The organism is Kribbella lupini, from assembly GCF_039529595.1.
In the GTDB taxonomy this organism is placed as follows: Bacteria; Actinomycetota; Actinomycetes; order Propionibacteriales; family Kribbellaceae; genus Kribbella; species Kribbella lupini.
This window is the reverse complement of record NZ_BAAANC010000003.1, coordinates 748,172-769,941: the sequence shown is the minus strand read 5'-3', so window position 1 is coordinate 769,941 and position 21,770 is coordinate 748,172. Positions and strand designations below refer to the sequence as shown.

The 21,770-nt window shown below is 70.1% G+C and carries 23 protein-coding genes; 15 read left to right on the top strand and 8 right to left on the bottom strand.

Annotation, left to right across the window (positions count from 1 at the left end):
• Positions 1 to 89 precede the first annotated feature (89 nt).
• From ABD235_RS29795 to ABD235_RS29775, 5 genes are all read left to right on the top strand, one after another.
• Positions 90 to 386 (top strand): response regulator transcription factor, encoded by a 297-nt coding sequence (locus tag ABD235_RS29795; RefSeq protein ID WP_344180164.1) that lies wholly within the window; start codon positions 90 to 92, stop codon positions 384 to 386.
• A gap of 91 nt (positions 387 to 477) precedes the next feature.
• Positions 478 to 1,389, top strand: coding sequence for an N-acetyl-1-D-myo-inositol-2-amino-2-deoxy-alpha-D-glucopyranoside deacetylase (mshB, locus tag ABD235_RS29790; protein ID WP_344180162.1), 912 nt, complete (start codon positions 478 to 480; stop codon positions 1,387 to 1,389).
• A gap of 45 nt (positions 1,390 to 1,434) precedes the next feature.
• A complete protein-coding gene (locus ABD235_RS29785) occupies positions 1,435 to 3,783 on the top strand; it encodes a tetratricopeptide repeat protein (RefSeq protein ID WP_344180160.1) in 2,349 nt (782 codons plus the stop codon).
• 56 nt (positions 3,784 to 3,839) lie between these two features.
• On the top strand, positions 3,840 to 4,349 hold the full coding sequence (locus ABD235_RS29780; protein WP_344180158.1) for a flavin reductase family protein: 510 nt from the start codon (positions 3,840 to 3,842) through the stop codon (positions 4,347 to 4,349).
• Between the two features lie 84 nt (positions 4,350 to 4,433).
• The gene (locus ABD235_RS29775; RefSeq protein ID WP_344180156.1) at positions 4,434 to 6,206 is read left to right on the top strand and encodes a VanW family protein; all 1,773 of its coding nucleotides are present in this window, start codon (positions 4,434 to 4,436) and stop codon (positions 6,204 to 6,206) included.
• Between the two features lie 42 nt (positions 6,207 to 6,248).
• On the opposite strand, the gene ABD235_RS29770 is transcribed toward ABD235_RS29775, so the two are convergent.
• Positions 6,249 to 6,686: a type II toxin-antitoxin system PemK/MazF family toxin gene (locus ABD235_RS29770; RefSeq protein WP_344180154.1), complete on the bottom strand. Its 438-nt coding sequence runs from the start codon at positions 6,684 to 6,686 to the stop codon at positions 6,249 to 6,251.
• Positions 6,687 to 6,742: 56 nt separating this feature from the next.
• Here ABD235_RS29770 and ABD235_RS29765 point away from each other — a divergent pair, with 56 nt between their 5' ends.
• A complete protein-coding gene (locus tag ABD235_RS29765; RefSeq protein WP_344180152.1) occupies positions 6,743 to 8,116 on the top strand; it encodes an MFS transporter in 1,374 nt (457 codons plus the stop codon).
• Here ABD235_RS29765 and ABD235_RS29760 read toward each other — a convergent pair.
• Positions 8,098 to 9,027 (bottom strand): GNAT family N-acetyltransferase, encoded by a 930-nt coding sequence (locus tag ABD235_RS29760; RefSeq protein WP_344180150.1) that lies wholly within the window; start codon positions 9,025 to 9,027, stop codon positions 8,098 to 8,100. The two genes, ABD235_RS29765 and ABD235_RS29760, sit on opposite strands and share 19 nt — an antisense overlap.
• Positions 9,028 to 9,140: 113 nt before the next feature.
• On the opposite strand from ABD235_RS29760, the gene fdxA reads away from it, so the two are divergent.
• Positions 9,141 to 9,467 (top strand): ferredoxin, encoded by a 327-nt coding sequence (fdxA, locus tag ABD235_RS29755; protein WP_344110301.1) that lies wholly within the window; start codon positions 9,141 to 9,143, stop codon positions 9,465 to 9,467.
• A gap of 132 nt (positions 9,468 to 9,599) precedes the next feature.
• Here fdxA and ABD235_RS29750 read toward each other — a convergent pair whose 3' ends face one another.
• Both ABD235_RS29750 and dapD read right to left on the bottom strand, forming a co-directional pair.
• Complete coding sequence (locus ABD235_RS29750) at positions 9,600 to 10,577, bottom strand: VldE C-terminal domain-containing protein (RefSeq protein WP_344180148.1); 978 nt, start codon at positions 10,575 to 10,577, stop codon at positions 9,600 to 9,602.
• Between the two features lie 127 nt (positions 10,578 to 10,704).
• Positions 10,705 to 11,643 (bottom strand): 2,3,4,5-tetrahydropyridine-2,6-dicarboxylate N-succinyltransferase, encoded by a 939-nt coding sequence (gene dapD / locus ABD235_RS29745; protein WP_344180147.1) that lies wholly within the window; start codon positions 11,641 to 11,643, stop codon positions 10,705 to 10,707.
• 99 nt (positions 11,644 to 11,742) lie between these two features.
• On the opposite strand from dapD, the gene ABD235_RS29740 reads away from it, so the two are divergent.
• The 5 genes from ABD235_RS29740 (at position 11,743) to ABD235_RS29720 (ending at position 14,877) form a co-directional block, all read left to right on the top strand.
• Positions 11,743 to 12,642 (top strand): phosphotransferase family protein, encoded by a 900-nt coding sequence (locus ABD235_RS29740; protein ID WP_344180145.1) that lies wholly within the window; start codon positions 11,743 to 11,745, stop codon positions 12,640 to 12,642.
• Positions 12,639 to 12,773, top strand: coding sequence for a hypothetical protein (locus ABD235_RS29735; protein WP_344180143.1), 135 nt, complete (start codon positions 12,639 to 12,641; stop codon positions 12,771 to 12,773). The genes ABD235_RS29740 and ABD235_RS29735 overlap by 4 nt, the downstream gene beginning before the upstream one ends.
• A gap of 98 nt (positions 12,774 to 12,871) precedes the next feature.
• Positions 12,872 to 13,246, top strand: coding sequence for an NAD-dependent epimerase/dehydratase family protein (locus ABD235_RS29730; protein WP_344180141.1), 375 nt, complete (start codon positions 12,872 to 12,874; stop codon positions 13,244 to 13,246).
• Between the two features lie 47 nt (positions 13,247 to 13,293).
• Positions 13,294 to 14,496 (top strand): MFS transporter, encoded by a 1,203-nt coding sequence (locus tag ABD235_RS29725; protein WP_344180139.1) that lies wholly within the window; start codon positions 13,294 to 13,296, stop codon positions 14,494 to 14,496.
• 204 nt (positions 14,497 to 14,700) lie between these two features.
• Complete coding sequence (locus ABD235_RS29720) at positions 14,701 to 14,877, top strand: hypothetical protein (RefSeq protein WP_344180138.1); 177 nt, start codon at positions 14,701 to 14,703, stop codon at positions 14,875 to 14,877.
• 125 nt (positions 14,878 to 15,002) lie between these two features.
• On the opposite strand, the gene ABD235_RS29715 is transcribed toward ABD235_RS29720, so the two are convergent.
• Genes ABD235_RS29715 through ABD235_RS29705 form a run of 3 tightly spaced genes read right to left on the bottom strand, consistent with a single transcriptional unit; the run spans position 15,003 to position 17,697 of the window.
• Positions 15,003 to 16,058 carry a LacI family DNA-binding transcriptional regulator gene (locus tag ABD235_RS29715; protein ID WP_344180136.1) on the bottom strand — a complete coding sequence of 352 codons (1,056 nt, stop codon included), beginning with the start codon at positions 16,056 to 16,058 and terminating at the stop codon, positions 15,003 to 15,005.
• A gap of 8 nt (positions 16,059 to 16,066) precedes the next feature.
• On the bottom strand, positions 16,067 to 17,053 hold the full coding sequence (locus ABD235_RS29710; protein ID WP_344180133.1) for a ribokinase: 987 nt from the start codon (positions 17,051 to 17,053) through the stop codon (positions 16,067 to 16,069).
• Positions 17,050 to 17,697, bottom strand: coding sequence for a KpsF/GutQ family sugar-phosphate isomerase (locus ABD235_RS29705; RefSeq protein WP_344180131.1), 648 nt, complete (start codon positions 17,695 to 17,697; stop codon positions 17,050 to 17,052). The genes ABD235_RS29710 and ABD235_RS29705 overlap by 4 nt, the downstream gene beginning before the upstream one ends.
• Before the next feature lie 223 nt (positions 17,698 to 17,920).
• On the opposite strand from ABD235_RS29705, the gene ABD235_RS29700 reads away from it, so the two are divergent.
• Genes ABD235_RS29700 through ABD235_RS29690 form a run of 3 tightly spaced genes read left to right on the top strand, consistent with a single transcriptional unit; the run spans position 17,921 to position 21,028 of the window.
• On the top strand, positions 17,921 to 19,285 hold the full coding sequence (locus tag ABD235_RS29700) for an ABC transporter substrate-binding protein (protein WP_344180130.1): 1,365 nt from the start codon (positions 17,921 to 17,923) through the stop codon (positions 19,283 to 19,285).
• Complete coding sequence (locus ABD235_RS29695; RefSeq protein ID WP_344180129.1) at positions 19,285 to 20,241, top strand: carbohydrate ABC transporter permease; 957 nt, start codon at positions 19,285 to 19,287, stop codon at positions 20,239 to 20,241. The genes ABD235_RS29700 and ABD235_RS29695 overlap by 1 nt, the downstream gene beginning before the upstream one ends.
• Entirely contained in the window at positions 20,231 to 21,028 is a 798-nt protein-coding gene (locus ABD235_RS29690; protein ID WP_344180127.1) for a carbohydrate ABC transporter permease, read from the top strand. Before ABD235_RS29695 ends, ABD235_RS29690 begins: the two co-directional genes overlap by 11 nt.
• On the opposite strand, the gene ABD235_RS29685 is transcribed toward ABD235_RS29690, so the two are convergent.
• Entirely contained in the window at positions 21,029 to 21,688 is a 660-nt protein-coding gene (locus ABD235_RS29685) for a maleylpyruvate isomerase family mycothiol-dependent enzyme (RefSeq protein ID WP_344180125.1), read from the bottom strand.
• Positions 21,689 to 21,770 lie beyond the last annotated feature (82 nt).

Below are 21,770 nucleotides of genomic sequence, written 5' to 3'. Positions count from 1 at the left end.
ATGGGTGAACTGTATGGGTTGTACCTGGTGACCTCCCCGGGCCGTCAGAAGAATGGGCTGCGCTGGACCAATCTGGGGAGGAGTTGAGGATGTCCGTTTACCAGGCTGTCCCTGTGGTGCGCATGGAGGACTTCGCGCCGGAGGTCGTCTGCGAGGTGTACGAGCTGGGGTCGCGACGGGCCACACCGGCCGTCGTGAAGGACCTGACCACCCGTCAGGTGATGATCGGCCGGCTGATGGCGACCGGCGCCAAGGACGCCGCGATCGCGCGGCAGCTGGGGCTGTCGCTGCGGACGGTGCGGTCCGAGATCAGCGCGCTGATCGCCGGGCTGGGGGCCCGGTCGCGGTTCCAGGCCGGGTGCCTGCTGGTCCGCCGGTTCGGCTGAGCCCAAGCTGGGCCGTGACCTGGTGGTAGCGGCCCGCGGCGGCCGGTCTGCGTCGTCCGGAACTGTCCGGGGTGCGACGTAGGCTGGCCGCATGAGCGAGCTTCCTGACCGCCGGCTGCTGCTGGTGCACGCCCACCCCGACGACGAGACGATCAACAACGGCGCGACGATGGCGAAGTACGTCGCCGAGGGCGCCCACGTCACGCTGATCACCTGCACCCTCGGGGAGGAGGGTGAGGTGCTGGTGCCGGAGCTCGAGCACCTGGCCGCCGACCAGACCGACGGGCTCGGTACGCACCGGATCGGCGAGCTGGCCGCCGCCATGGAGGAGCTCGGCGTCACCGACCACCGCTTCCTCGGCGGCCCCGGCAAGTACCGGGACACCGGGATGATCTACGACGAGAGCGGCAACGCCGCCGTACCGCCGGACACCCGGCCGGACAGCTTCTGGCAGGCCGACCTGGTCACCGCCGCGAACGACCTGGTCTCCGTGATCCGCGAGATCCGCCCGCAGGTCCTGGTCACCTACGACCAGTGGGGCAACTACGGGCACCCCGACCACATCCAGGCCCACCGGGTCGCGACGTACGCCGCGGCGCTGGCAGCGGCCCGCTCGTACCGGGAGGACCTCGGGCCGGCCTGGGACATCGCCAAGATCTACTGGACCGCGATGGCCGAGGGCCCGATGCGCGACAGCCTCCGCAAGCTGCGCGAGGCCGGCGACACCACCACTTTCGAGGGGATGGACCCCGAGGGCCCGATGCCGCCGATGATCACGCCGGACCGGCTGATCGACTGCATCGTGTCCGCCGACGGGTACCTGGACCGCAAGATGAACGCGATGAAGGCGCACGCCACCCAGATCACCGTCGACGGGCCGTTCTTCGCCCTGTCCAACAACAACGGCAGCGAGATCTGGGGCGACGAGGCCTACCGCCTGGTCAAGGGCACGGCCGCCCCCGGCCCCGACGGCCTGGAGTCGGACCTGTTCGCCGGCCTCTGACACTGCGCGACGCCAGCCGTGCTCGCCTGACTACGATCAGGCAGCATGGCCGGCCTCGCTGAACTGCTCAAGGGTTTCCGCAGCGCTGCCGGCCTGACCCAGGAGCAGCTCGCCGAACGCTCCGGCCTCAGCGTCCGCGCGATCGCGACGCTCGAGACCGGGCGGCGCAGGCACCCGTGGGCGTCGACGATCGACCGACTGACCACCGCGCTGGAGCTGTCGGCCGAACAACGTCAGACGTTGGTCGACGCCGCCAGGCGGGGGCCGGCGTCCCCGCGGGACGGCCGGCCCGTGGACCTGACCGACTTCGTCGGCCGGGAGCAGGTCACGGCCGGGCTGGTGGACCTCCTCACCAGCAGGCGAGAGACCGCGGCAGCGCCGATCTCGATCTCCGGGATGGGTGGGATCGGCAAGACGGCTCTGGCCGTGCGGATCGCCGGCCAGGTCGCAGAGTCCTACCCCGACGGCAGCCTGTACCTGAACCTCGGCGGGCACGGTGGCAGTCCGCCACTGAGTCCGGTGCAGGCACTCGGCCACCTGCTCCGCAGACTCGGGGCCCAGCACGTGCCGGACGATCTGCAGACCGCCACGGCACGCTTCCGGTCGCTGATCGCGGACCGGCGGTTGGTGCTCCTGCTCGACGATGCGGCGGAGGTCGCACAGGTCGAGCCGTTGCTGCCGGGGACGGGCGGTTCGGCCGTACTGATCACCAGCAGACCCCGCCTGGTCGACCTGGCCGGCGCCCGCCAGGTCGCGCTGGACCTCCTCGCCGAGGAAGAGGGCCTGCGCCTGCTCGCCGCAGTACTCGACCGGCGGATCGACCAGGAGCCGGAGGCCGCCGCCGAGATCGTGCGCCTGTGCGGCCGGCTGCCGCTGGCTCTCCGGATCGCCGGCAGCCACCTCGCCGACCGGCCCCAGCAGCGTCTGGCCGAACTGGCTACTGCCCTCTCGGACGAGCGCGCCAAGCTGCAGGTCCTGACCGATGAGGACACCGGCGTACGAGCCACGATCGCGTTGTCGGTGCAGTCACTGGCTGCCGGTGAACGTGCGGTGCAGCGAGCGGCCGCACGGGCGTTGCCGCTGGTGTCCCAGCTCGAGGGGGACGAGTTCTCGCTGCGGATCGCGAAGGCGGCACTGGACGTGTCGCTCGACCAGGCCGAGGACGCGCTCGAGCACCTCGTGGATGCGAACCTGCTGGAGACACCGGCTGTGCACGTCTACCGGCTGCACGACTTGGTCCGCGCGGTCGGTCGGGAACTGTCCGGACCGGCTGCGGAGGAGGAGGTCCGTCTCCGGGCGTTGCAGGAGTACTCCGCTCTGCTCTGGCGTGGTGACGAACTGGGTTCCGAGCCCAGCGCCCTGGCCGAGGGCTGGCGGGAGGCGAGTTGGTCGCAGGCAGCCGTGGACCTCGATCAGGACCAGGCCGACGACATCGTCGACGCCGAGCGTGAGGCGCTGCTACGGACGGTGCGGTCGGCGGCGCGCGGATCGGCGGCTGCCCGCGAACTGGTCGTTCGGCTGGCGCCGGCGCTCAACCTCTTCGCGATGAACCGCAAGCGATGGATCGAGTGGCGGGACGTGAACCAGGCCGCCGCGGAGCTGGTCGACGAGCGGGCCGACCCGGTCGCGGCCGCGATGATCACCTTCGACCTGGGCCTGGCGCACAACGAGTTCGGCGACTTCGCCGCCGGAGCGGCTGAGCTGGAGCGAACGCGGCGGCTGGCCAAGGAGCTGGGCGACCGGGCGTTGGAGCACCGGTGCATGCTCAACCTCGCGCACGCCCGCGAGCAGGCGGGCGAGCTGGCGGCGGCGTACGAGCTGACCTTGGAGTGCCTGGAGCCGGCGGTGCAGAACCAGGACCCGGTGCAGGAGTCCTGGGTGCGCTTACTGCTAGGCATCATCGCCGGCAAGCAGGGACGCCAGGACGAGCAGCAGGCGGCCCTCGAACGAGCCGTGGAGCTGTACTCCGGACCGGCCATTCCCAGGACGCGGCTCGGGATGCGGCAACTCGTGGTCGGTGAGTCCTATCGGGAGGCCGGACGGTTCGAGCTGGCCTCCGCCGCGCTGGAGCAGGCGCTCGAGCACTACCGGAGCGAGGAGCGGTGGAACGGCGTGGCCGAGGTTCTCGACCACCTCGGCGCCGTGTCGTTCGGGCTGGGCCGCTGGGACGACGCCTTGGTACGCCACGAGCAGGCCCTGGCGCTGGCCGAGGAGCACAGCCTGTGGGACCGCGAGGCCAACATCCGGGTCAGGCGAGGCCACACCTACCGGGCGATCGGCCGGACGGACGAGGCTCGGCGGGACTGGCGGGAGGCGTTGCGGCTGTACGCGGCGCATGGCTCCGGCGCGGCTGACGACGTACGGGAACTGCTCGAAGGGTTGCCGGCTGCGTGACCGGGGCCACACACCGGGTTGAGACGTCAGCTTCTGGCGGGTCTTAGGCTGCTGGAGTGACCCCGGACTCCAGTGGCAGCATCGCGCCCGCGGACTTCCGTACGGCGTTGAGCCGGTTCGCGTCGGGGATCACGATCATGAGCACGCTGCAGGGTGGGGTCGCGCACGCGATGACGGCGAGCGCGTTCACCTCGGTGTCGCTGGATCCGCCGCTGGTGCTGGTCTGTGTGGACAAAGGTGTGCGGATGCACGAGGCGGTGCTGTCGCGCGGGGACTGGGCCGTGTCGGTGCTGGCCGCCGGTGACCAGGCGGTCGCGGAGCGTTTCGCCCGGTCGGGACGGGACCTCTACAGCCAGTTCGACGGGATTCCGACCGTGCCCGGGCCGAAGACGGGGTGCCCGCTCGTGGCCGGGGCGCCGGCCTGGCTGGAGTGCCGCACCTGGGCGACGTACGAGGGTGGTGACCACACGATCGTGGTCGGTGAGGTGCTCAGCCTGGGCGCCGCGGATGACCCCAGCGCCCTGATCTACTACGCGGGGCAGTACCGGGATCTCCGGGGCAAGTAGGGGCAGATCGGCGGCGAGCCGGCGTGCCCCGGTCGCGTAGGATGTGCCGTCTGTCATCTGGTTCGAGCAGGAGGACTCTGTCCGGTGGGGAGAAACAAGCTCGCGGGGATCATCGCCGCGGCGGGGTTCGGAGTGCTCGTCGTGGCGTACGGCGTGGCGTTCGCGCTGACCGGCGACAAGGTACCGGGGGACACGACCGTACTGGGCATCGACCTCGGCGGACTGTCCGAGAACGAGGCCAAGGCCAAGTTGCAGGCGGGCATCGACGACCGGCTCAAGCTGCCGATCAAGCTCAAGGCCGGCGAGACGACGTACCAGGTGAAGCCGGCCGACGCCGGGCTCAGCCTCGACGTCGACGCCACCGTTGCCGAGGCGGGCGCGGGCCGCAGCCTCAACCCGGCCCGGATGTGGCAGGTGCTGACCGGCAGTGACGCGGTCGCGCCGGTGATCGCGCAGGACGAGGGCAAGCTGAAGGCGGCCGTCGAGAAGCTCGCCCAGCAGGTCAACCGCCCGGCCACCGAGGGCACCATCACCTTCCCCGACGCCAAGGCCGTCCAGCACGCGCCGGCCGACGGGCTGCAGCTCGACAACGACAAGGCCGCCGAGACCGTGGTGTCCGGTTTCCCCTCCGACGGGAACCCGAAGGACCTGCCGGTCGGCGTGACCAAGCCGCAGGCCGGGACCGAGGCGATCACCAAGGCGATGAGCGAGTACGCCGAGCCGGCGATGTCCGGTCCGGTCCGGCTCACCGTCGGCGACAAGGGCGTGAACCTCACCCCGCAGGAGCTGGCGCCGGCGCTGAAGCTGGTCGCCAAGGACGGCAAGTTCACCCCTAGCCTGGACGCGAAGAAGCTCGAGCCGCTGTTCAAGAAGCGGTTCAAGGACCTGGAGACGCTGCCGAAGGACGCCACCATCCAGATCGTCGGTGGCCGGCCGCAGGTGGTGCCCGCGGTCGACGGCGAGGTCGTCGCGCGGGACAAGGTGATCCCGGCCATCCTGTCGATCCTGCCGAAGCCCGAGGGGGAGCGGAAGGCGTCGGTCGGACTGGCCAAGTCGAAGGCCGAGCTGACCACCGAGGCCGCGCAGGGGCTCGGGATCAAGGAGGTGATGGGGCAGTTCACCACCAAGTTCCCGCACGCCGAGTACCGCAACGTCAACATCGGGACCGCGGCCCGCAAGATCAACGGCACCCTGCTCAAGCCGAACGAGACGTTCAGCCTGAACAAGATCGTCGGCGAGCGGACCAAGGAGAACGGCTTCACCGAGGGCAACATCATCAACGGCGGCAAGTTCGTGCTCGACCTCGGCGGCGGTGTCTCGCAGTCGGCGACCACGACCTTCAACGCGGCCTTCTTCGCCGGGCTCAAGGACGTCGAGCACAAGGCGCACAGCGTCTACATCAACCGCTACCCGGTCGGCCGCGAGGCGACCGTCGCGTGGCCGTCGGTGGACCTGAAGTTCCTGAACGACTCCGGGCACGGGGTCTTCGTGCAGACGATCTTCTCGGCGTCGACACCCGGCAAGCAGGGCAGCCTGACGGTGAAGATCTGGGGCACCAAGGTCTGGGACATCACCGCCGGCCAGTCGGCGAAGTACAACTTCCGCTCGCCCGGCCTGGTCTACAGCCAGGAAGCCGGCTGCCGTCCGCAGGCGCCGACCGGTGGTTTCGACATCAAGATCTACCGCTACTTCGCCAAGAACGGCGCCCGCGTGAAGACCGAGTCGTTCACGACGAACTACAACGCGGCCGACGACATCCGCTGCGGCCCGAAGCCCGGCACGCCGCCGAACACCCCGGACACGCCGCCGACCCCCGGCGCGGGCAAGCCGTCCGGCACCACCCGCCCGCCGAGCTGAACCACCGAACAACGAAGGGCCGCCTTCACCGGCGGCCCTTTGTCATGCTCGGTGAAGTTCGTGCAGTTCCGCCGCGACCTGGTTGAACAGCACCTCGCCGATCACCGCGCCCTCCCGGCGGACCTGCGCCGGCTCCACCCGCAGCACGCGGTCCAGGCGGACCTCGCTGTTGCGACCGGCCTTGTCCCACGGCCCGCTGCCGATGTCGAGCCAGACCCGCCCCCAGCGCGCCTCGTCGGCGGCGTCGCGGTCGTGGTCCTTGCTGGTGAGGATCAGCGCCAGCAGGTACGGCCCGTCCGAGCCGACCACGAGCACCGGCCGGTCCTTGCCACGGTGGTGGTCCTCCTCGAACGGCACCCACGTCCACACGATCTCGCCCGGGTCCGCCACGCCGTCGTCCGGGTGCGGCGTGTACTCGACCCGCACGGTCCCCTCGTAGTCACCCGGGTACTCCGGCCGCTCAACCACATGGTCCGCCATGAGCAGACCCTAGTACGCCGCCCTCACACGCCGGCCGTTCCGCACGTTCCACCCCCGTGACAGTGCGGACAACAACCACTCCCAGCCGCGGCGCCATGCTTGCCGTCCTGCTGACCGGGCAGTTCATGGCCAACGTCGACACAGCCGTCGCCAACATCGCGGCCCCGGCGCTGCAAACCGATCTCCACGCCACCGAAGGCCAGGCGGCGCTCGTCGTCTCGGCGTACGTCGTCGCCTTCGCGGTGCTCCTGGTCACCGGCGCCCGCCTCGGCTCGTCGATGGGCTACCGCCGCGTCTTCCTCACCGGCCTGCAACTCTTCACGCTCGCCTCCCTGGCCTGCGGCCTCGCGCCCGACATCCGCACCCTGACCGCTGCCCGCTTCCTCCAGGGCGCCGGAGCCGCGCTGATGGTCCCGCAGGTCCTCAGCGGCATCCAGCTCTCGTACGCCGGACGCGACCGCGTCAAGGCCCTCGGGTGGTTCTCCATCGCCCTCTCCGGCGGTGCGGTCGCCGGCCAGGTCCTCGGCGGCGTGCTGATCTCCGCCGACCTGTTCGGCACGAGCTGGCGCCCGATCTTCCTCGTCAACGTCCCGATCGGCATCGCGCTCACCATCGCGGGCCTGCGCCACCTCGATCCCGCCCGCGGCACCAAGCAGCCGCTCGACGCCAGGGGAGTCCTCACCCTGTCCGCCACGGTCCTCCTGGTGATCGTCCCCCTGCTCCTCGGCTCCGAGCGCGGCTGGCCCACCTGGTCCTGGATCAGCCTGGCCCTCAGCCTCCCCGCGCTCGCCCTCTTCGAGTACGGCGAACGCCGAGCAGCCGCATCCGGCGGCCGCCCGCTCATCGCCCGCCAGGTCCTCCACAACCCCCGCGTCCGGGCCGGCCTGCTCGCTCACGGCGCCACCACCGGCTCGTACTTCGCCCTGCTCTTCGTGCTCGCCCTCTACCTCCAGCAAGGCCTCGGCAAAAGCCCGGCGTACTCAGGCTTGGCCATGGTCGTCTGGGTCGCCGCCTTCGGCATCGCCGGCCCACTGCTCCCCAGACTCCCCGAGGGCATCCGGTGGCTCCCAGTACTCGGCTGCGGGATCCTCGGCGTGGGCTACCTGGCCGTCCTCACCTACCTGCTAGCAGGCGGCACCTCCGGACCTCTCCTGTTCGCCCTGCTCGGCGTAGGCGGCCTGGGCCTGGGCATTAGCGCCAACACCCTGATCGGCGGCATCACCTCGAGCATGCCCACCCAGTACGCCGCCGACCTCTCCGGAGTGGTCGCCACCAACGCCCAGCTCTCCGGAGCCTTCGGCGTCGCCCTGGCCGGCGCCGTCTACTCCGGTCTGAGTACGGACCCGCAGCACGCGCTCAGCGTCGTACTGGCCGGCTTCGCCGCGTTGAGCCTGGTCGGTGCGCTGGCGTCCTACCGCTTGGTCAGGTAGCGGTAGCGGTACGCCTCGACGTACCCGATGCCGATGTAGGCCGCCAGAGCCCCAGCATTCTGCTCCACGACCTCCAGGTAGGTCCTCCGACCGCCCAGAGGTCCTGCCCACCGAGCGAGCCCCTGGAGGAGCGCCGTGGCCAGCCCACGCCGCCGGTACGCCGGGTCGACGCGGACAGCGTCGACACCCAGCCAGTGCCCCGTCATCGAGCCCCGGCCAACCGCCACCAGTCGCCCGTCGAGCTCTACCGACGCGAAGGCCGTCCGGGGAGCACCTTCCATCACCGGAGGCGCGGCAGCAGGCACAGGTCCTTCGAAGGCCGCGTCGTACCACTGAGCGTCCGGCTGGTCCGACACCAGCACCTCGTACGCCGGCTGAGCGTTCACGTGGTCGAGCGTCGTGTGCAGCACCAGGGTGTCGGACTCCTCCGGCCGCGCGTCCGTCCACCCGACTTCGCTGAACGCGTCGGCCTCCGGCGTGCCCAGCCGGACCAGCGCCAGCGGCGGCAGTCCCCGCTCCAGGTAGAACGCCTCCGCCTGCTTGGCCGCGTCACTGAACGCCAACCCCGGGTCACCGGCCGGGAGCACCGAGTTCGCCCGGCCGGTCCAGCCGCCGGACGCGCGCAGCAGCCACTCACCGACGTACTGGGTCTCCACCGCGGGCCGGCCGAGCGCGGTGGTCAGGAACAGCTGCTCCACGTCCACCCGCCGCAGCGGCATCGGAGGGATCGGTTTGGCCGCCACCACCGCTGCCCGCTGGATCCGGTACGGCGTACTGTCGGCATGACGGACCTCCAGGGTCTGCTCGTCGTACGACTGCAGCACTCCGATGACGTCGGTCGCCTGGCCGCCCTCCAGCCGATGGCGGACCACGACACGGTGGCCGATATCACGGGTGCTGACGCCTGACACGATGCGGACTCCTGGCAGAGTGGGTCATCTACTACCGTGATACTAGAGAACCGAGCACTACCGCACCGCAGCATTCCCGACCGCTGCGCCTGCTGGCCATAGGAGGAGTACCAGTGACTTACGTCATCGCGCAGCCGTGTGTTGACCTCAAGGACCTCGCGTGCGTCGAGGAGTGCCCGGTCGACTGCATCTACGAGGGCAACCGGATGCTCTACATCCACCCCGACGAGTGCGTCGACTGCGGAGCGTGCGAGCCGGTCTGCCCGGTCGAGGCGATCTACTACGAGGACGACACGCCGGACCAGTGGAAGGACTACTACACGGCGAACGTCGACTTCTTCAACGACCTCGGCTCGCCCGGTGGCGCGTCGAAGCTCGGCAAGATCGACAAGGACCACCCGTTCATCGCCGCGCTGCCCCCGCAGGAGCACGACGAGTGAGCTGAGCCGTACGCAGAACTGCGGTGCACCCCGACCGGGTGCACCGCAGTTCGTCGTTTACTGCTCGACCACGTCACTGAGCCTATTGGTCGACCACGTCACTGAGCCTATTGGTCGACCACGTCACTGAGCCTATTGGTCGACTACGTCGACGTGAACGTGGTCCAGGTGCCGCAGGGTGTCGCGGTTCCCGGCCCGGTCCGGCGCCTGGTAGTCGCGCCAGCCGCTGTCCGAGCGCCCGCCCGCGGTCCAGATCTTGTCGCTGAAGATGACGGTCTTGATCTTCAGCCGGTCCGCCTGGGCGACCAGGTACTGCGCGAGCGCCCAGCCGCGGGTCGTGTTCGCCGCCGAGATCGGCTTGACGAAGATGTCGACCGCCCGGCCGTCGTAGTGCGCCGAACCCTCCATGTGCCCCGATCGGACGCCACCCTCGGCGTACCCGCCCGTGGACAGCTTGCCGAACGTCTTGACCAGGTCCTGCCGCACGGCCTCGGCCCGCGGCGTCAGACCGTTCCGGCCGATCGTTTCGACCGGGCCCGACGGGTTGTCGAGCGTGCAGCTGAACGCGCTCTTGGTCTGCCCGGTCAGCGCCGAGGCCAGGATCCGCGCGTCGCCCTCGTGGTCGGCGTACGCGTTGGGGAACGCGCTGCGCTGGACCCGGTCGGCCGCGACCGTCACCGCGAGCTTCTCGTAACCCTTGATCTTCACCAGCGCGTCGTAGAACCTCCACGCCGCGTAGTGCGGGTCCTGAACCTGCGCGGCGGTGCCCCAGCCCATCGACGGGCGCTGCTGGAACAGTCCGAGCGAGTCCCGGTCGCCGTGCGCGAGGTTGCGCAGGCCGGACTCCTGGTACGCCGTCGCCAGCGCGATCGTCGCCGCCCGCGGCGGCAGCCCACGCCGTACGGCGACGCCGGTGATCACCGCGGCCCACTGGGCCTGCTCCAGGTCGAGCGTCACGGTGGTGCCGTTGACGGTCGCCTCGCACTGCTCCCGGGGCGGGATCAGCGGCCCGATGCCCTGGCCGCCGACCCACGCGATCGCGCCGCCGACGGCCAGCGCGAGCGCGCCGATCGCGCCGACGGCGACGATCACTCCACGATTCACCGGCATACGGGTCCCAACGAGCGGGGGACGGGGCCGGGTTCCGGTTGGCTGGTCACGAACTGATTGACGTGCGGCGGCCCCGGCCGGTTCGCAGGCTCGGCGGCTGCCGGGGGAAAATCGTCAGAAAGTATGATCACGCGTTGGCGTGCAGGGCTTCGTTGAGCGTGATGCCCTCACCCGTGCGCGGCCGTGCCTCGACCGCGCCGGTGACCGAGTTGCGCAGGAACAGCAGGCCCGACTGTCCGGACAGGTCGCGCGCCTTGACGACGGCGCCGTCCGGCAGCGTCACCTTGGTGCCGGCCGTCACGTACAGCCCCGCCTCGACCACGCAGTCGTCGCCGAGCGAGATGCCGATCCCGCCGTTCGCACCGAGCAGGCAGCGCTTGCCGATCGACACGACCTGCTTGCCGCCGCCGGACAGCGTGCCCATGATCGACGCGCCGGCGCCGATGTCGCTGCCGTCGTCGACCACCACACCGGCCACGATCCGGCCCTCGACCATCGAGGTGCCCAGGGTGCCGGCGTTGAAGTTCACGAAGCCCTCGTGCATCACGGTGGTGCCGTCGGCCAGGTGCGCGCCGAGGCGGACGCGGTCCGCGTCGCCGATCCGGACACCGGACGGTACGACGTAGTCGGTCATCCGGGGGAACTTGTCGACACTCGTCACCGACAGGTGCAGGCCCGCGGCCCGCGCGCGCAGCCGGACCTGCTCGACCTGGTCGACCGGGACCGGGCCGTGCGAGGTCCAGGCGTTGTTCGGCAGGGCGCCGAAGATGCCGTCCAGGTTGACGCCGTGCGGGCGGACCAGACGGTGCGACAGCAGGTGCAGCCGCAGGTACGCGTCCGCCGTACCGTCGGGGGCGGCGTCCAGCGCGATCTCGGCCTTGACGACCTGACGGCGGACCTTGCGCAGGTCGTCGTTGCCCTCGGCAGCGATCAGCGCGGCCGGCGCCTTCGCGTCCGCCGGTGCGGTGCCCAGCTCGGGCGCCGGGTACCAGACGTCGAGCACCGAGCCGGACTCGGTGACGGTGGCGAGGCCGAAGCCCCAGGCGTGCGCGGCAGTCTCAGTCATGCGGGCAAGCCTGCCAGACGGTGCCGAAGCGTTCTAATTGGTACGCACACTGTGGACAGGGCGTGCTTCACTGGCTGGTCTGAGAAAGGGGTGTACGGCGTGCTGCCGGTGTGGATCGAGGCCGTCGAGCCGGCCGTGCTGAAGGCAACCCGGGCGCCGGTGCTGGGCGACGTGAGCGGCGACCGGTTGCGGTACTGGGGGTCGTCGGAGGTCTGGCGGCTGTCGTACGGACTGCGCAGTGTGATCGTGAAGCGGGGGAGCGACGCCCAGAGCACCGAAGGTACGGCGTACGAGCGGTACGTCCGGCCGCTGCGGCTGCCGGCTCCCGAGCTGATCGAGCTGGTGCGGCTGGACGACGCGGTGCTGCTGGTGATGGAGGACGTCGGCCGGGTGACGCTCGAGCAGGAGCCGAGCCTGGACGGTTTCCTGGCGGCGGTCGAGCTGCTGGCGGAGATCCGGTCGGTGAAGGTCTCGGGGGACAGTGAGTTCGACGCGGACCGGTTGGTGGCGCTGGCCGCGGAGATCTCCGCCGGCCGCCCCGAGGTCGCCGGATGGGCGCCTCGCGCCTCCTCCGCCGACCTGGTCGAGCGGGCCGAGATGCGCCTGCGGCCCGCGGTGGACGAGCTGCACCGACTGGTGCGACCGGCCGTGGTGCACGGGGACTACGTCGGCAAGAACCTGGTCACCGACGGTAAACGCTGGACGCCGGTCGACTGGCCGCTGACCTACCTGGCGCCGCAGCTGCCCGACCTCTACACCCTGACGCGCGAAGCCGTTGCCCTAGGCCACGATCGGGACCTGCTCGTCGGCCGGTACTGCGAGGTCGCCGAAGCCGATCGCGGGCTGGTCGAGCGGCAGGTGCTGATCGGCGGCTGCGGCTTCACGCTGCGCGCGCTGGCCTGGGTGATCGAGGAAGGCGTGCACACCGTGCCGTCGTCGAAGGACTGGATCGACCCGCTGCTCGAGGAGCTCGCCGGCCTCCTGGACCAGCTCCCGTGAGGCTGCTCGTCCTCGGCGGCACGAAGAACCTCGGCCGTCACGTCGTCGAGGCCGCGCTGCGGGACGGCCATCAGGTCACGCTGTTCAACCGCGGACCGGCCCGTCGAAGGTCCGCGCCGAGCACCTGCTGACCGACCTGTACGGCGAGCGCACGGCCGCGATCCGCTCCGGCTTCGTCGTCGGACCGTACAACCCCGACTTCGGGAACTGGGGGCAGGCGATCGCCTCGATGGGCACGCTGGAGTGCGCGGCCCGGCCCGAGCAGCCGATCCAGTGGCTGGACGCGCGCGACCTGGCGAACTTCTTGCTGCTGGTCACGACGGGCCGGTTCGCGGGGCCTTTCACCGCGGTCAGCGAGACGTGGACGATGCGGGACCTGGTCGAGGCGTGGCGGTCCGTCGTACCGGCTGAGCTGGCGGTGGACTGGGCGCCGGAGGTCGATCGGTTCCACCTGCCGCACGACGGGTCGAACGATGGGACGTTCCAGCTCGACAATGCGCGCGCTGTCGCCGCCGGGCTGCGGGTGCGACCGCCGGCGGCGAGCGCGTTCGACTGCGTGCGCTGGATCCGCGCCGGGAATGTCCCGCCTCCGCCACCGCACTAGATATCTTCAGCTCATGTATCTTGATGTCGAGAGATACGGAGGAGAGGATGAGCGGCTTCAGTCTCTGGCGGATTGCTGTGCCCGCGTTCGGTCCGACGGTGCTGAACGCCGTGGGGCAGGGCGCTGTGCTGCCCGTGGTCGCGTTGTCGGCACTCCAGCTCGGGGCCTCGGTCGGCTTCGCAGCCTTTCTCGTCGGCGTCCTCGGGATCGGTCAGTTCGCGGGCTCGCTGCCGGCCGGCGCGCTCGTCGCACGGATCGGTGAACGGCACGCACTCCTCGTCGCGGCCGTCGTCAGCGCGGTCGCGTGGTGCGCCGCGATGGTCGTCCGTACGCCGTGGCTGCTCGGCCTCAGCCTGCTGGTCGCGGGCCTGGCCGGAGCGGTGTTCAGCCTGGCCCGCCAGTCGTACGTCACCGAAGTCGTCCCCGTCGAGCTCCGCGCCCGCGCGCTGTCGACGCTCGGCGGGGTGAGCCGGATCGGCCTCTTCGTCGGCCCGTTCCTCGGCGCTTTCGCCGGTCACCACTGGGGCATGCCCGGCGCGTACGGCGTCGGCGTGGCCGGCTCCGTCGGCGCGATCGTCGTCCTGCTCACCGCCGGCGAACCCCAAGGCGCCCACGCGCCAGTCCAGGTCGAACGCCTGCCCCTGAAGCAGGTCCTCTTGGACCACCGCCGCACGTTCCTCACCCTCGGCACGGGCGTCTTCGTCATCGCCGTCGCCCGCGCCGCCCGCACCAGCCTGATCCCCTTGTGGGGCGAGCACCTGGGCCTGTCCGCGACCGACACCTCGATCGTCTTCGGCATCACCAACGGCGTCGAGATGCTGCTCTTCTACCCCGCCGGCGTGATCATGGACCGCCTCGGCCGAGTCTGGATCGCAGTCCCCGCCACAGTCCTCCTGGGCATCGGCATGCTCACCCTCCCGCTCTCCACAGCCTTCACCAGCATTCTCGCGGTCGGCGTCCTCATGGCCGTAGGCAACGGCCTCGGCTCCGGCATCGTCAAAACCCTGGGAGCCGACGCCGCCCCACCCGGCCATCGAGCCCAGTTCCTCGCCGGCTGGACCTTCTGCGCCGAGTTCGGCTCGGTCATCGGCCCGGTCCTCATCGGCGCCATCACCCTGGCTTTCCCGCTGGCCGCAGCCTCCCTGGTCCTAGGAGCCCTGACCCTCACCGGCTCCACCTGGCTGGCCAAATGGGTCCCCACCTACGACCCCCGCCGTACGGCGAAAGCGGAGCAAATCAACCGCACCTGAAGGCGTCCACGAGTGCGCACGTCGCGGTCGGCCACCTGAGGGTCCCGATCGGTGCACCTCTTTTTCCTCGCCGGCAGGTAAGCCAGTACGCCGGTCCGAGCAGATGAAGCGACTCCGTGCCGACAGGCCGCCATACCAGCTGCAGTTCTACAACTACGTCGCCGGTCTGCTGGTGGAACGCAGGCTGCTGACCAGTACGCCGGGATGTTGCGGGCGGCTCTGGAGCCCGACGAGTTCGGGGGATTCGAGCAGCATCATCTGCTGGCGATCAGGCACCAGCTGCGTCGGGTCGAGGGGGAGACCTGGGGGCACGGCTTCAAGGTGATGGCGTTGCCGCGGACGATGGACGCCTACCCGTGGTGGCCGGTGGACGGGCTTTGAGGCAAAGGACGAGGCCTTCGATGGTCCGGAGCGCCGCGACCGGTGCAACCGGAAGGGTCTGGCAGCAGACCTGGCGTTCTCTCCGCGGCCATCGAAGGCCTCGTGCTCACCAGATTAGCAGCTGCTCAGTTCTTCTTCCGCGCGTTCTTGGGAGCCGAGGTTTCGCGGATGTGGAGTTCGGTGCGGAGGGTGACTGTCGACGGCGGGCGGCCGGGGGCGGCGATTCGGTCTTTGAGGAGGAGGCCTGCGGTGCGGCCGAGTTCGTACGTCGGCTGGGCGACCGTGGTGAGGCTGGGGACGACGAGGTCGGCCCAGGGGATGTCGTCGAAGCCGACGACGGCGATGTCGGCGGGGGCTCGGACGCCCTTCTTGGCCAGGCATTCCAGGGCGCCGACGGTCATCAGGTTGTTGGTGACGAAGAGGGCTTCGGGTGGTTCGGGGAGCTCGAGCAGGCTCTCCATCGCGGCGTAGCCGCCGGCTTCGCGGAAGTCGGCGTGGCGGACCAGGTCCTTGTCGTAGCGGATGCCGCCGGCGCGCAGGGCCGCGCGGTACCCGGCGAGGCGGTCCATCGCCGTACTGACGCGACGAGGGCCGGTGATGCAGGCGATCCGCGAGTAGCCGCCGTCGATCAGGTGCTTCACGCCCTCGGCGGCGCCGTGCTCGTTGTCGACCAGGACGGTGTCGGCCTCGACGCCCTCGACGCGGCGGTCGATCAGCACCATCGGGGTCTTCGCCTCGGCCAGCTGCTGCACGCCCTCGGCGGTCGACGTCGGCGAGATCACCACGCCGGCCATCTGCTCGGTCAGCACCGCACCGGCGTACGCCGCTTCCTTGGCCGGGTCCTCGTCGGAGTTGCACAGCACGACGTGGTAGCCCTCGGTCTGCGCGACGTCCTCGAGGCCGCGCACCAGCGACGTGAAGAACGGATTCTCGATGTCGGAGATCACCACGGCCCACAGGTTCGTGCTGGCTCGCCGCAGGTTCCGCGCGACGCCGTTCGGCCGGTACCCGAGCTCGGCGACGGCCGCGCGGACCTTCTCGGACAGCTCCGGGTCCACGTTGCGCCGGCCACTCAGCACCCGCGACACGGTGGCCGGGGACACGCCTGATCTACGCGCGACGTCGTAGATCGTCGTCATGCTCACTCCCCGTTCAACCCGTAGGCGCCGTCTGGACGGCATCTAGAGTCTCACGGTTGGGGCGGAGCGGCGGCGAACGACGACGAATCGATGTCCGAGCCGTCGGCACCGGTCGACAGCAGACCCGAAGCCGCTGCCCGTGAAGGAGCCGAAGCGGCGGCCCCGTTGACGGTCGTCGACAGTGCTCCGGCAGCGTTCGCCAGCCGTACGGCGTCCGCAAGTGACGCCCCTTCCGCCAGCGACGCGGCGAGCGATCCACAGAACGCGTCCCCGGCCCCGACCGTGTCCACGGTGTCGACCCGATGCGCCGCCACCCGCAGTTCAACCCCCGCGGAACGATCCAGCACGTAGGCCCCGCGCGACCCCAGCGTCACCACGCATCCGCGCAGGTCCCACTCGTCGGCGAGCTTGCGCGCGATCACCGGCACCTGCGACTCGTCGTCGCAGTCCAGCCCAGTCAGCGCCGCGGCCTCGACCTCGTTCGGGACCAGGATGTCGACGTACGCCGCGAGCGACGGATCGACCGGGCCGACCGGCGCCGGCGTCAGGATCGTGGTGACGCCCGCGGCCGAGGCGAGCCGGAGGGCAGCGCGGCTCGCCTCGACCGGGAGCTCGAGCTGGACGCTGAGCACCCGGCTGCCGGTCAGTACGCCGGCCGCGGCCTCGATGTCGTCGGGCGTGATCGCGGCGTTGGCCCGCGACACGATGATGATCGAGTTGCTCCCGTCGGGCAGCACCAGCGGCAGCCCGACCCCGGTCCCGAGCGACGGATGCCGGATCACCCCGTCGACGTCGACGCCGTCGGTCTTCAGCAGGTCCAGGAACTCCTCGCCGTACCGGTCGTCGCCGATCGTCCCGACGATCGCGGTCCGCGCCCCCATCCGCGCCGCGGCGATCGCCTGGTTCACGCCCTTGCCGCCGAGGAACTCCGCGAACCCGGTGCCGTGCAGGGTCTCGCCCGGCAGTGGCCGCCGTTCGGCGCTCGCGACCAGGTCCTTCATGAACGAGCCGAGGACGCACACGTCGTACCGGCTCATGCCTCACCGCCCAGCAACCGGCGGCCGAGCGCCCCCGACGGATGGAACCGGGCGAAATCGTGGTGCGTGAACTCCCGCAGTACGACGAGCGCGCACGCGAGCGCGTCACCCATCACCAGCGCGGCCGTCGTCGACGCGGTCGGCGCGAGGTTCAACGGGTCGGCCTCGCGCAGCACCATCGTGTCCAGCGTGTACGTCGCCAACTGTGCGAGCGTCGACTCCTCGGCGCCGGTCATCGCGATCACCGGGATCTGCCGCTCGGCCAGCATCCGCGCGAACGCGCACACCTCGGCCGTCTCGCCCGATGCCGACAAAGCGAGCACGAGATCGCGCGAGGTGACCGCGCCGGAGTCGCCGTGCAGGGCGTCGCCGGAGTGGATGAAGGTCGCCGGCGTCCCGGTCGAGGCCAGCGTCGCGGCGATCTTGCGACCGACCAGGCCGGACTTGCCCAGGCCGGTGACGACCAGATGCCCTTCGCAACCAGCCACCGCGGTCAGTACGTCGAGGAAGACCCCGTCCAGCCGGTCCGCCAGCGCGGAGACCGCCGCGGCCTCGGTCTCGATCGCACTCCGTGCCGCCGCCAGCCCCCGGGTGACCAGATCCCGCGGGAGTTGGGCGGCGGGGCGGTCCGCACGGTTCGGCACTACTGGCATCCTCGACCCGCTTTCCGGTCTGTGTCAGAAATCGATTTCCGAAGACTAGGCAGCGGGTGGCGACAGTGTCAACGCCTGCATCCTGTGCAAAACAAGGGCAACCACCCCGTGCGGCCGAATTCGCGACCGTCACCCTCTTGACCGTTCCGGTGACCGCTCGTAGATTGCGAGAAATCGATTGCCCGTTTCCGGAGCGCTACCCCTGGAGCCCCAGATGCCCGCACGTCCCTCCCCGTCCAGGCCGATCAGCCGGCGTACCGTCCTGCGCGGTGGTCTCGGCGCCCTGGCCGCCGCCGGTCTCGGCGGCCCCCTGCTGACCGCCTGCGGAGGTGACGGCGGTAGCGGTGGCGACGGCAAGGAGATGTCGTTCTGGAACTTCTACGGTCCCTCCGACGACGGCGGCCCGCAGAGCAAGTGGTTCGTCGACGTGGCCGAGCAGTGGAACGCCAACAACGACGTCAAGGTCAAGCTGCGCTACATCCCGGGCAAGGACTACCTGAACGGGACGACGCTGCAGACCGCGTTCCAGTCCGGCGAGGGCCCGGACATCTTCCTGATCAGCCCCGGCGACTTCCTGCGCTACTACAACGGCGGCGTGCTGCAGGACCTCTCGTCCGCGCTGCCCGCCGAGTCGAAGAGCGACTACCTGCCCGGCCTACTGGAGGCGCGATCGGTCGACGGCAAGGTGTACGGCCTGCCGATGGAGATCGAGCCGCTCGCCATGTACTACAGCGAAGCGGCCTTCACCAAGGCCGGGCTGTCCGAGGCCGACCTGCCGAAGACCTGGGACCAGACGCTGGCCGTCGCGGAGAAGCTGACCGGCAAGGACCGGTACGGCGTGATGTTCGAGACGCTGCCCGGCTACTACCAGAACTTCACCTGGTACCCGTTCCTCTGGCAGGGCGGCGGTACGCCGATCAAGGACGGCAAGGTCGCCTTCGACTCGCCGGCCGCCGTCCAGGCGCTCAAGTTCTGGAAGGACACCATCCAGGCCAAGGTCGCGCCGCGCAAGGCGCTCGGCGACGGCGGCGGCGACGTCGTGTCCAACCTCGGCTCCGGCGCGGTCGCGCTGCAGCAGAGCGGGATCTGGGCGGTCGCCGACATGAAGGGCAAGGCCGCCAAGTTCAAGTACGGCATCATTCCGCTGCCGACGCCGGACGGCGGCAAGCCCGCCACCGACCTCGGCGGCTGGGCGTTCGTGGCCAACTCCAAGGGCAAGAACCCCGAGGCCGCGGCCAAGTTCATCACCTGGGCGCTCGGCTCGACCGATGCCGAGGGCATCGAACGGCAGCGGCAGTGGAACACCGTGGTGAAGACCAACGTGCCGCCGCGCAAGTCGGTCCAGCAGGCCGCGGACGCCAAGGGCGCCTTCGACCAGGGCGTGCTGAAGAAGTTCGTCGACGAGATCGCGCCGACCGGTCAGCCCGAGCCGCGGTTCCCACCGGAGGTGTACCAGCCGATCGCCGACGCGATCCAGGCCTGCCAGCTGAACGGCTCCGACCCGGCCAAGGCGGCGGCCGACGCGGCGGAACGGATCGACACCTTCCTGAAGACCTACCAGGGCGCGCCCATCAGCTGATGACCACGACGACAGCGCCCCCGTCCAAGCCGTCGGTCCGCCGTACGGCGGCCACGCCCAAACCTGGTATGACGCGCAAGCGGCGCGAGGCCTTGGCGGCGTACGCCTTCCTCGCCCCCGACCTGCTCGGCCTGCTTGCGTTCGTCGCCGTCCCGATGGTGCTCGCGCTCGGGGTCGCGTTCTTCAAGGTCGACGGGTTCGGCAACTACCAGTACGTCGGCCTGGCCAACTACAAGCTGATGGGCAGCGACGACCAGCTCTGGGCGTCGCTGAAGATCACCGCGATCTACGTGGTCAGCTTCGTGCCGATCGCGTTCGTGATCAGCTTCGGGCTGGCGATGCTGGTCCGCAACCACTTCCGCGGGATCGGCTGGGTCCGGTCCGCGTTCTTCCTGCCGCACGTGGTCAGCCTGGTCGTGGTCGGCCTGATCTGGCAGTTCCTGCTGGTCGACAAGCGCGGCGCGGTCTCCAAGCTGCTGGCGCCGTTCGGGCTCGGCGACGTGTCGTTCCTCGGGACGCCGTCGCTTGCCCTGGGCACCTATGTGGTGATCAGCGTCTGGTTCGTGATGGGCTACCAGATGCTCGTCCTGCTGGCCGGGCTGAAGGACGTGCCGAAGGAGCTCGAGGACGCGGCGCAGATCGACGGCGCCTCGGCCTGGCAGCGGTTCCGGTTCGTGATCTGGCCGTTGATGCGGCCGACCAGCTTCTTCGTCGTGGTCAACTCGACGATCGGCGCGGTGACCGGCCTGCAGGCCTTCGACCTGGTCTTCGTGCTGACCAAGGGCGGCCCGGCCCGGGCCACCAGCACGGTCGTGCTCTACATCTACGAGCAGGCGTTCACCTTCAACAACCTCGGGTACGCCGCGGCGCTGACGACCGTCGTGGTGGCGATCCTCGTGCTCTGCACCGGCCTGATGTTCGCCTTCACGAAGGGAGGCCGTTTCGATGAGGACTAGGTTCTTTCCCGTCTTGGCGCACGTGCTGGCGCTGATCGCCGTCGCGCCGCTGCTGTGGGTGCTGCTGAGCGTGCTGAAGCCGGCCGAGGACGTGTTCTCGTTCGGCTGGCCGTCGAGCTGGACGCTGGACAACCTGCAGTACGTGCTGCTGAAGTTCCCGCTGCCCAGATTCCTGCTCAACTCCGCGATCGTGTCGGTGGCGGTCACCGTGATCGCGCTGTTCTTCCACTCGATGGCGGCGTACGCGCTGGCCCGGCTGCGGTTCCCCGGCCGGGCGCTGATCTTCTCCGGCATCATGTCGACGCTGCTGGTGTCGCTGCCGGTGATCCTGGTCCCGCTGTTCCTGGTCGCCAAGCAGTTCGGCCTGCTGGACAGCTACGCCGGGCTGATCGTGCCGAGCATCTTCCATGCCTTCGGCATCTTCCTGCTGCGCCAGTACTACCTGAACATCCCGCGCGAGCTGGAGGAAGCCGCCGACCTGGACGGCTGCGGCTACTGGCGCCGGTACTGGAGCGTCATTCTGCCGCTGAGCCGCCCGGTCCTGGCGTCGCTGTCCGTACTGTTCTTCCTGGCCAACTGGAACGCGTTCCTCTGGCCGCTGACCATCACGCGCAACCCGGACCTGCGGGTCGTGCAGCTCGGGATCTCCGGCCTGCAAGGCCAGTACGCGTCGGCGTGGAACCTGATCCTCGCTGCCGCGGTGATCGCGGCGATCCCGACCGTGGTGGTCTTCGTCGCCGGCCAGAAGCGACTCGTCGACGCGATGAAGACCACCGGGCTCAAGTAGTCACGGCCAGGGCAGCAGTTCCGGGAGATCGCCGGTGAGGGGTCCCCGGGGCTGTCGCCCGGCCATCCAGGCGGTCAGGTCGGTGAGCTCGCCTTCGACCACCAGGTCGTCGCCCTCGCCGTGCGCCCAGCGGACGTCGGGCGCCTGCAGGACCAGGCGGGTGCCTTCGGGGACGCGCGGTCGGAGGAAGTCGAGCAGGTGCAGGCAGAACTCCTGCGACCAGTCGTCGACGGTATAGCTCAGGTCGAGATCCGCGGCGTGGACGTCGACCTCGCGCCAGGCGTTGTAGACGGTGTCGGCGAGGGTGCCGTTGCGGTGGCGGACCGGACGCGACCAGTCGTCGACGCGTTCCCAGGCGGCCACGAGGTTGGCCAGCGCCTCCTTGGCGTGCTGCGTCAGCTCGCCCGCGGACTTGGCCACGTCGCTCTCGATCGCCGCGTTCCGGGCCGGCGGGCCGCCGTCGTACATGTCGACCAGCCGGCCTTCGAGCGCCTCCTCGACCTGCCGCGTCATCGCGTCGCCGAAGTTCCCCAGGTGCGCCACCACGTGCGCCCGCGACCAGCCCGGCAACGCCGACGGCCCGCGCGCGGTGCTTTCGTCGACCTCGGCCAGTACGACGTTCAACCGCTGCACGGCGGCCGGGACCTCGGGTTTCAGCATGACGCTCCTAACGGCAGTTGCCAGACTTGACGTTAGGACCCTAGAGCAGGCCTTCACATGGCAGCAAGCGGGTATCCCATTA

Coding starts and splice junctions, on each gene's coding strand:
- mshB (WP_344180162.1), top strand. CDS start 478: ATGAGCGAGCTTCCTGACCGCCGGCTGCTGCTGGTGCACGCCCACCCC.
- ABD235_RS29710 (WP_344180133.1), bottom strand. CDS start 17,053: ATGAGCCGGTACGACGTGTGCGTCCTCGGCTCGTTCATGAAGGACCTG.
- ABD235_RS29795 (WP_344180164.1), top strand. CDS start 90: ATGTCCGTTTACCAGGCTGTCCCTGTGGTGCGCATGGAGGACTTCGCG.
- ABD235_RS29750 (WP_344180148.1), bottom strand. CDS start 10,577: ATGCCGGTGAATCGTGGAGTGATCGTCGCCGTCGGCGCGATCGGCGCG.
- ABD235_RS29770 (WP_344180154.1), bottom strand. CDS start 6,686: ATGGCGGACCATGTGGTTGAGCGGCCGGAGTACCCGGGTGACTACGAG.
- ABD235_RS29785 (WP_344180160.1), top strand. CDS start 1,435: ATGGCCGGCCTCGCTGAACTGCTCAAGGGTTTCCGCAGCGCTGCCGGC.
- dapD (WP_344180147.1), bottom strand. CDS start 11,643: ATGACTGAGACTGCCGCGCACGCCTGGGGCTTCGGCCTCGCCACCGTC.
- ABD235_RS29725 (WP_344180139.1), top strand. CDS start 13,294: ATGAGCGGCTTCAGTCTCTGGCGGATTGCTGTGCCCGCGTTCGGTCCG.
- ABD235_RS29730 (WP_344180141.1), top strand. CDS start 12,872: ATGGGCACGCTGGAGTGCGCGGCCCGGCCCGAGCAGCCGATCCAGTGG.
- ABD235_RS29685 (WP_344180125.1), bottom strand. CDS start 21,688: ATGCTGAAACCCGAGGTCCCGGCCGCCGTGCAGCGGTTGAACGTCGTA.
- ABD235_RS29690 (WP_344180127.1), top strand. CDS start 20,231: ATGAGGACTAGGTTCTTTCCCGTCTTGGCGCACGTGCTGGCGCTGATC.
- ABD235_RS29695 (WP_344180129.1), top strand. CDS start 19,285: ATGACCACGACGACAGCGCCCCCGTCCAAGCCGTCGGTCCGCCGTACG.
- ABD235_RS29720 (WP_344180138.1), top strand. CDS start 14,701: ATGTTGCGGGCGGCTCTGGAGCCCGACGAGTTCGGGGGATTCGAGCAG.
- ABD235_RS29700 (WP_344180130.1), top strand. CDS start 17,921: ATGCCCGCACGTCCCTCCCCGTCCAGGCCGATCAGCCGGCGTACCGTC.
- ABD235_RS29715 (WP_344180136.1), bottom strand. CDS start 16,058: ATGCCGTCCAGACGGCGCCTACGGGTTGAACGGGGAGTGAGCATGACG.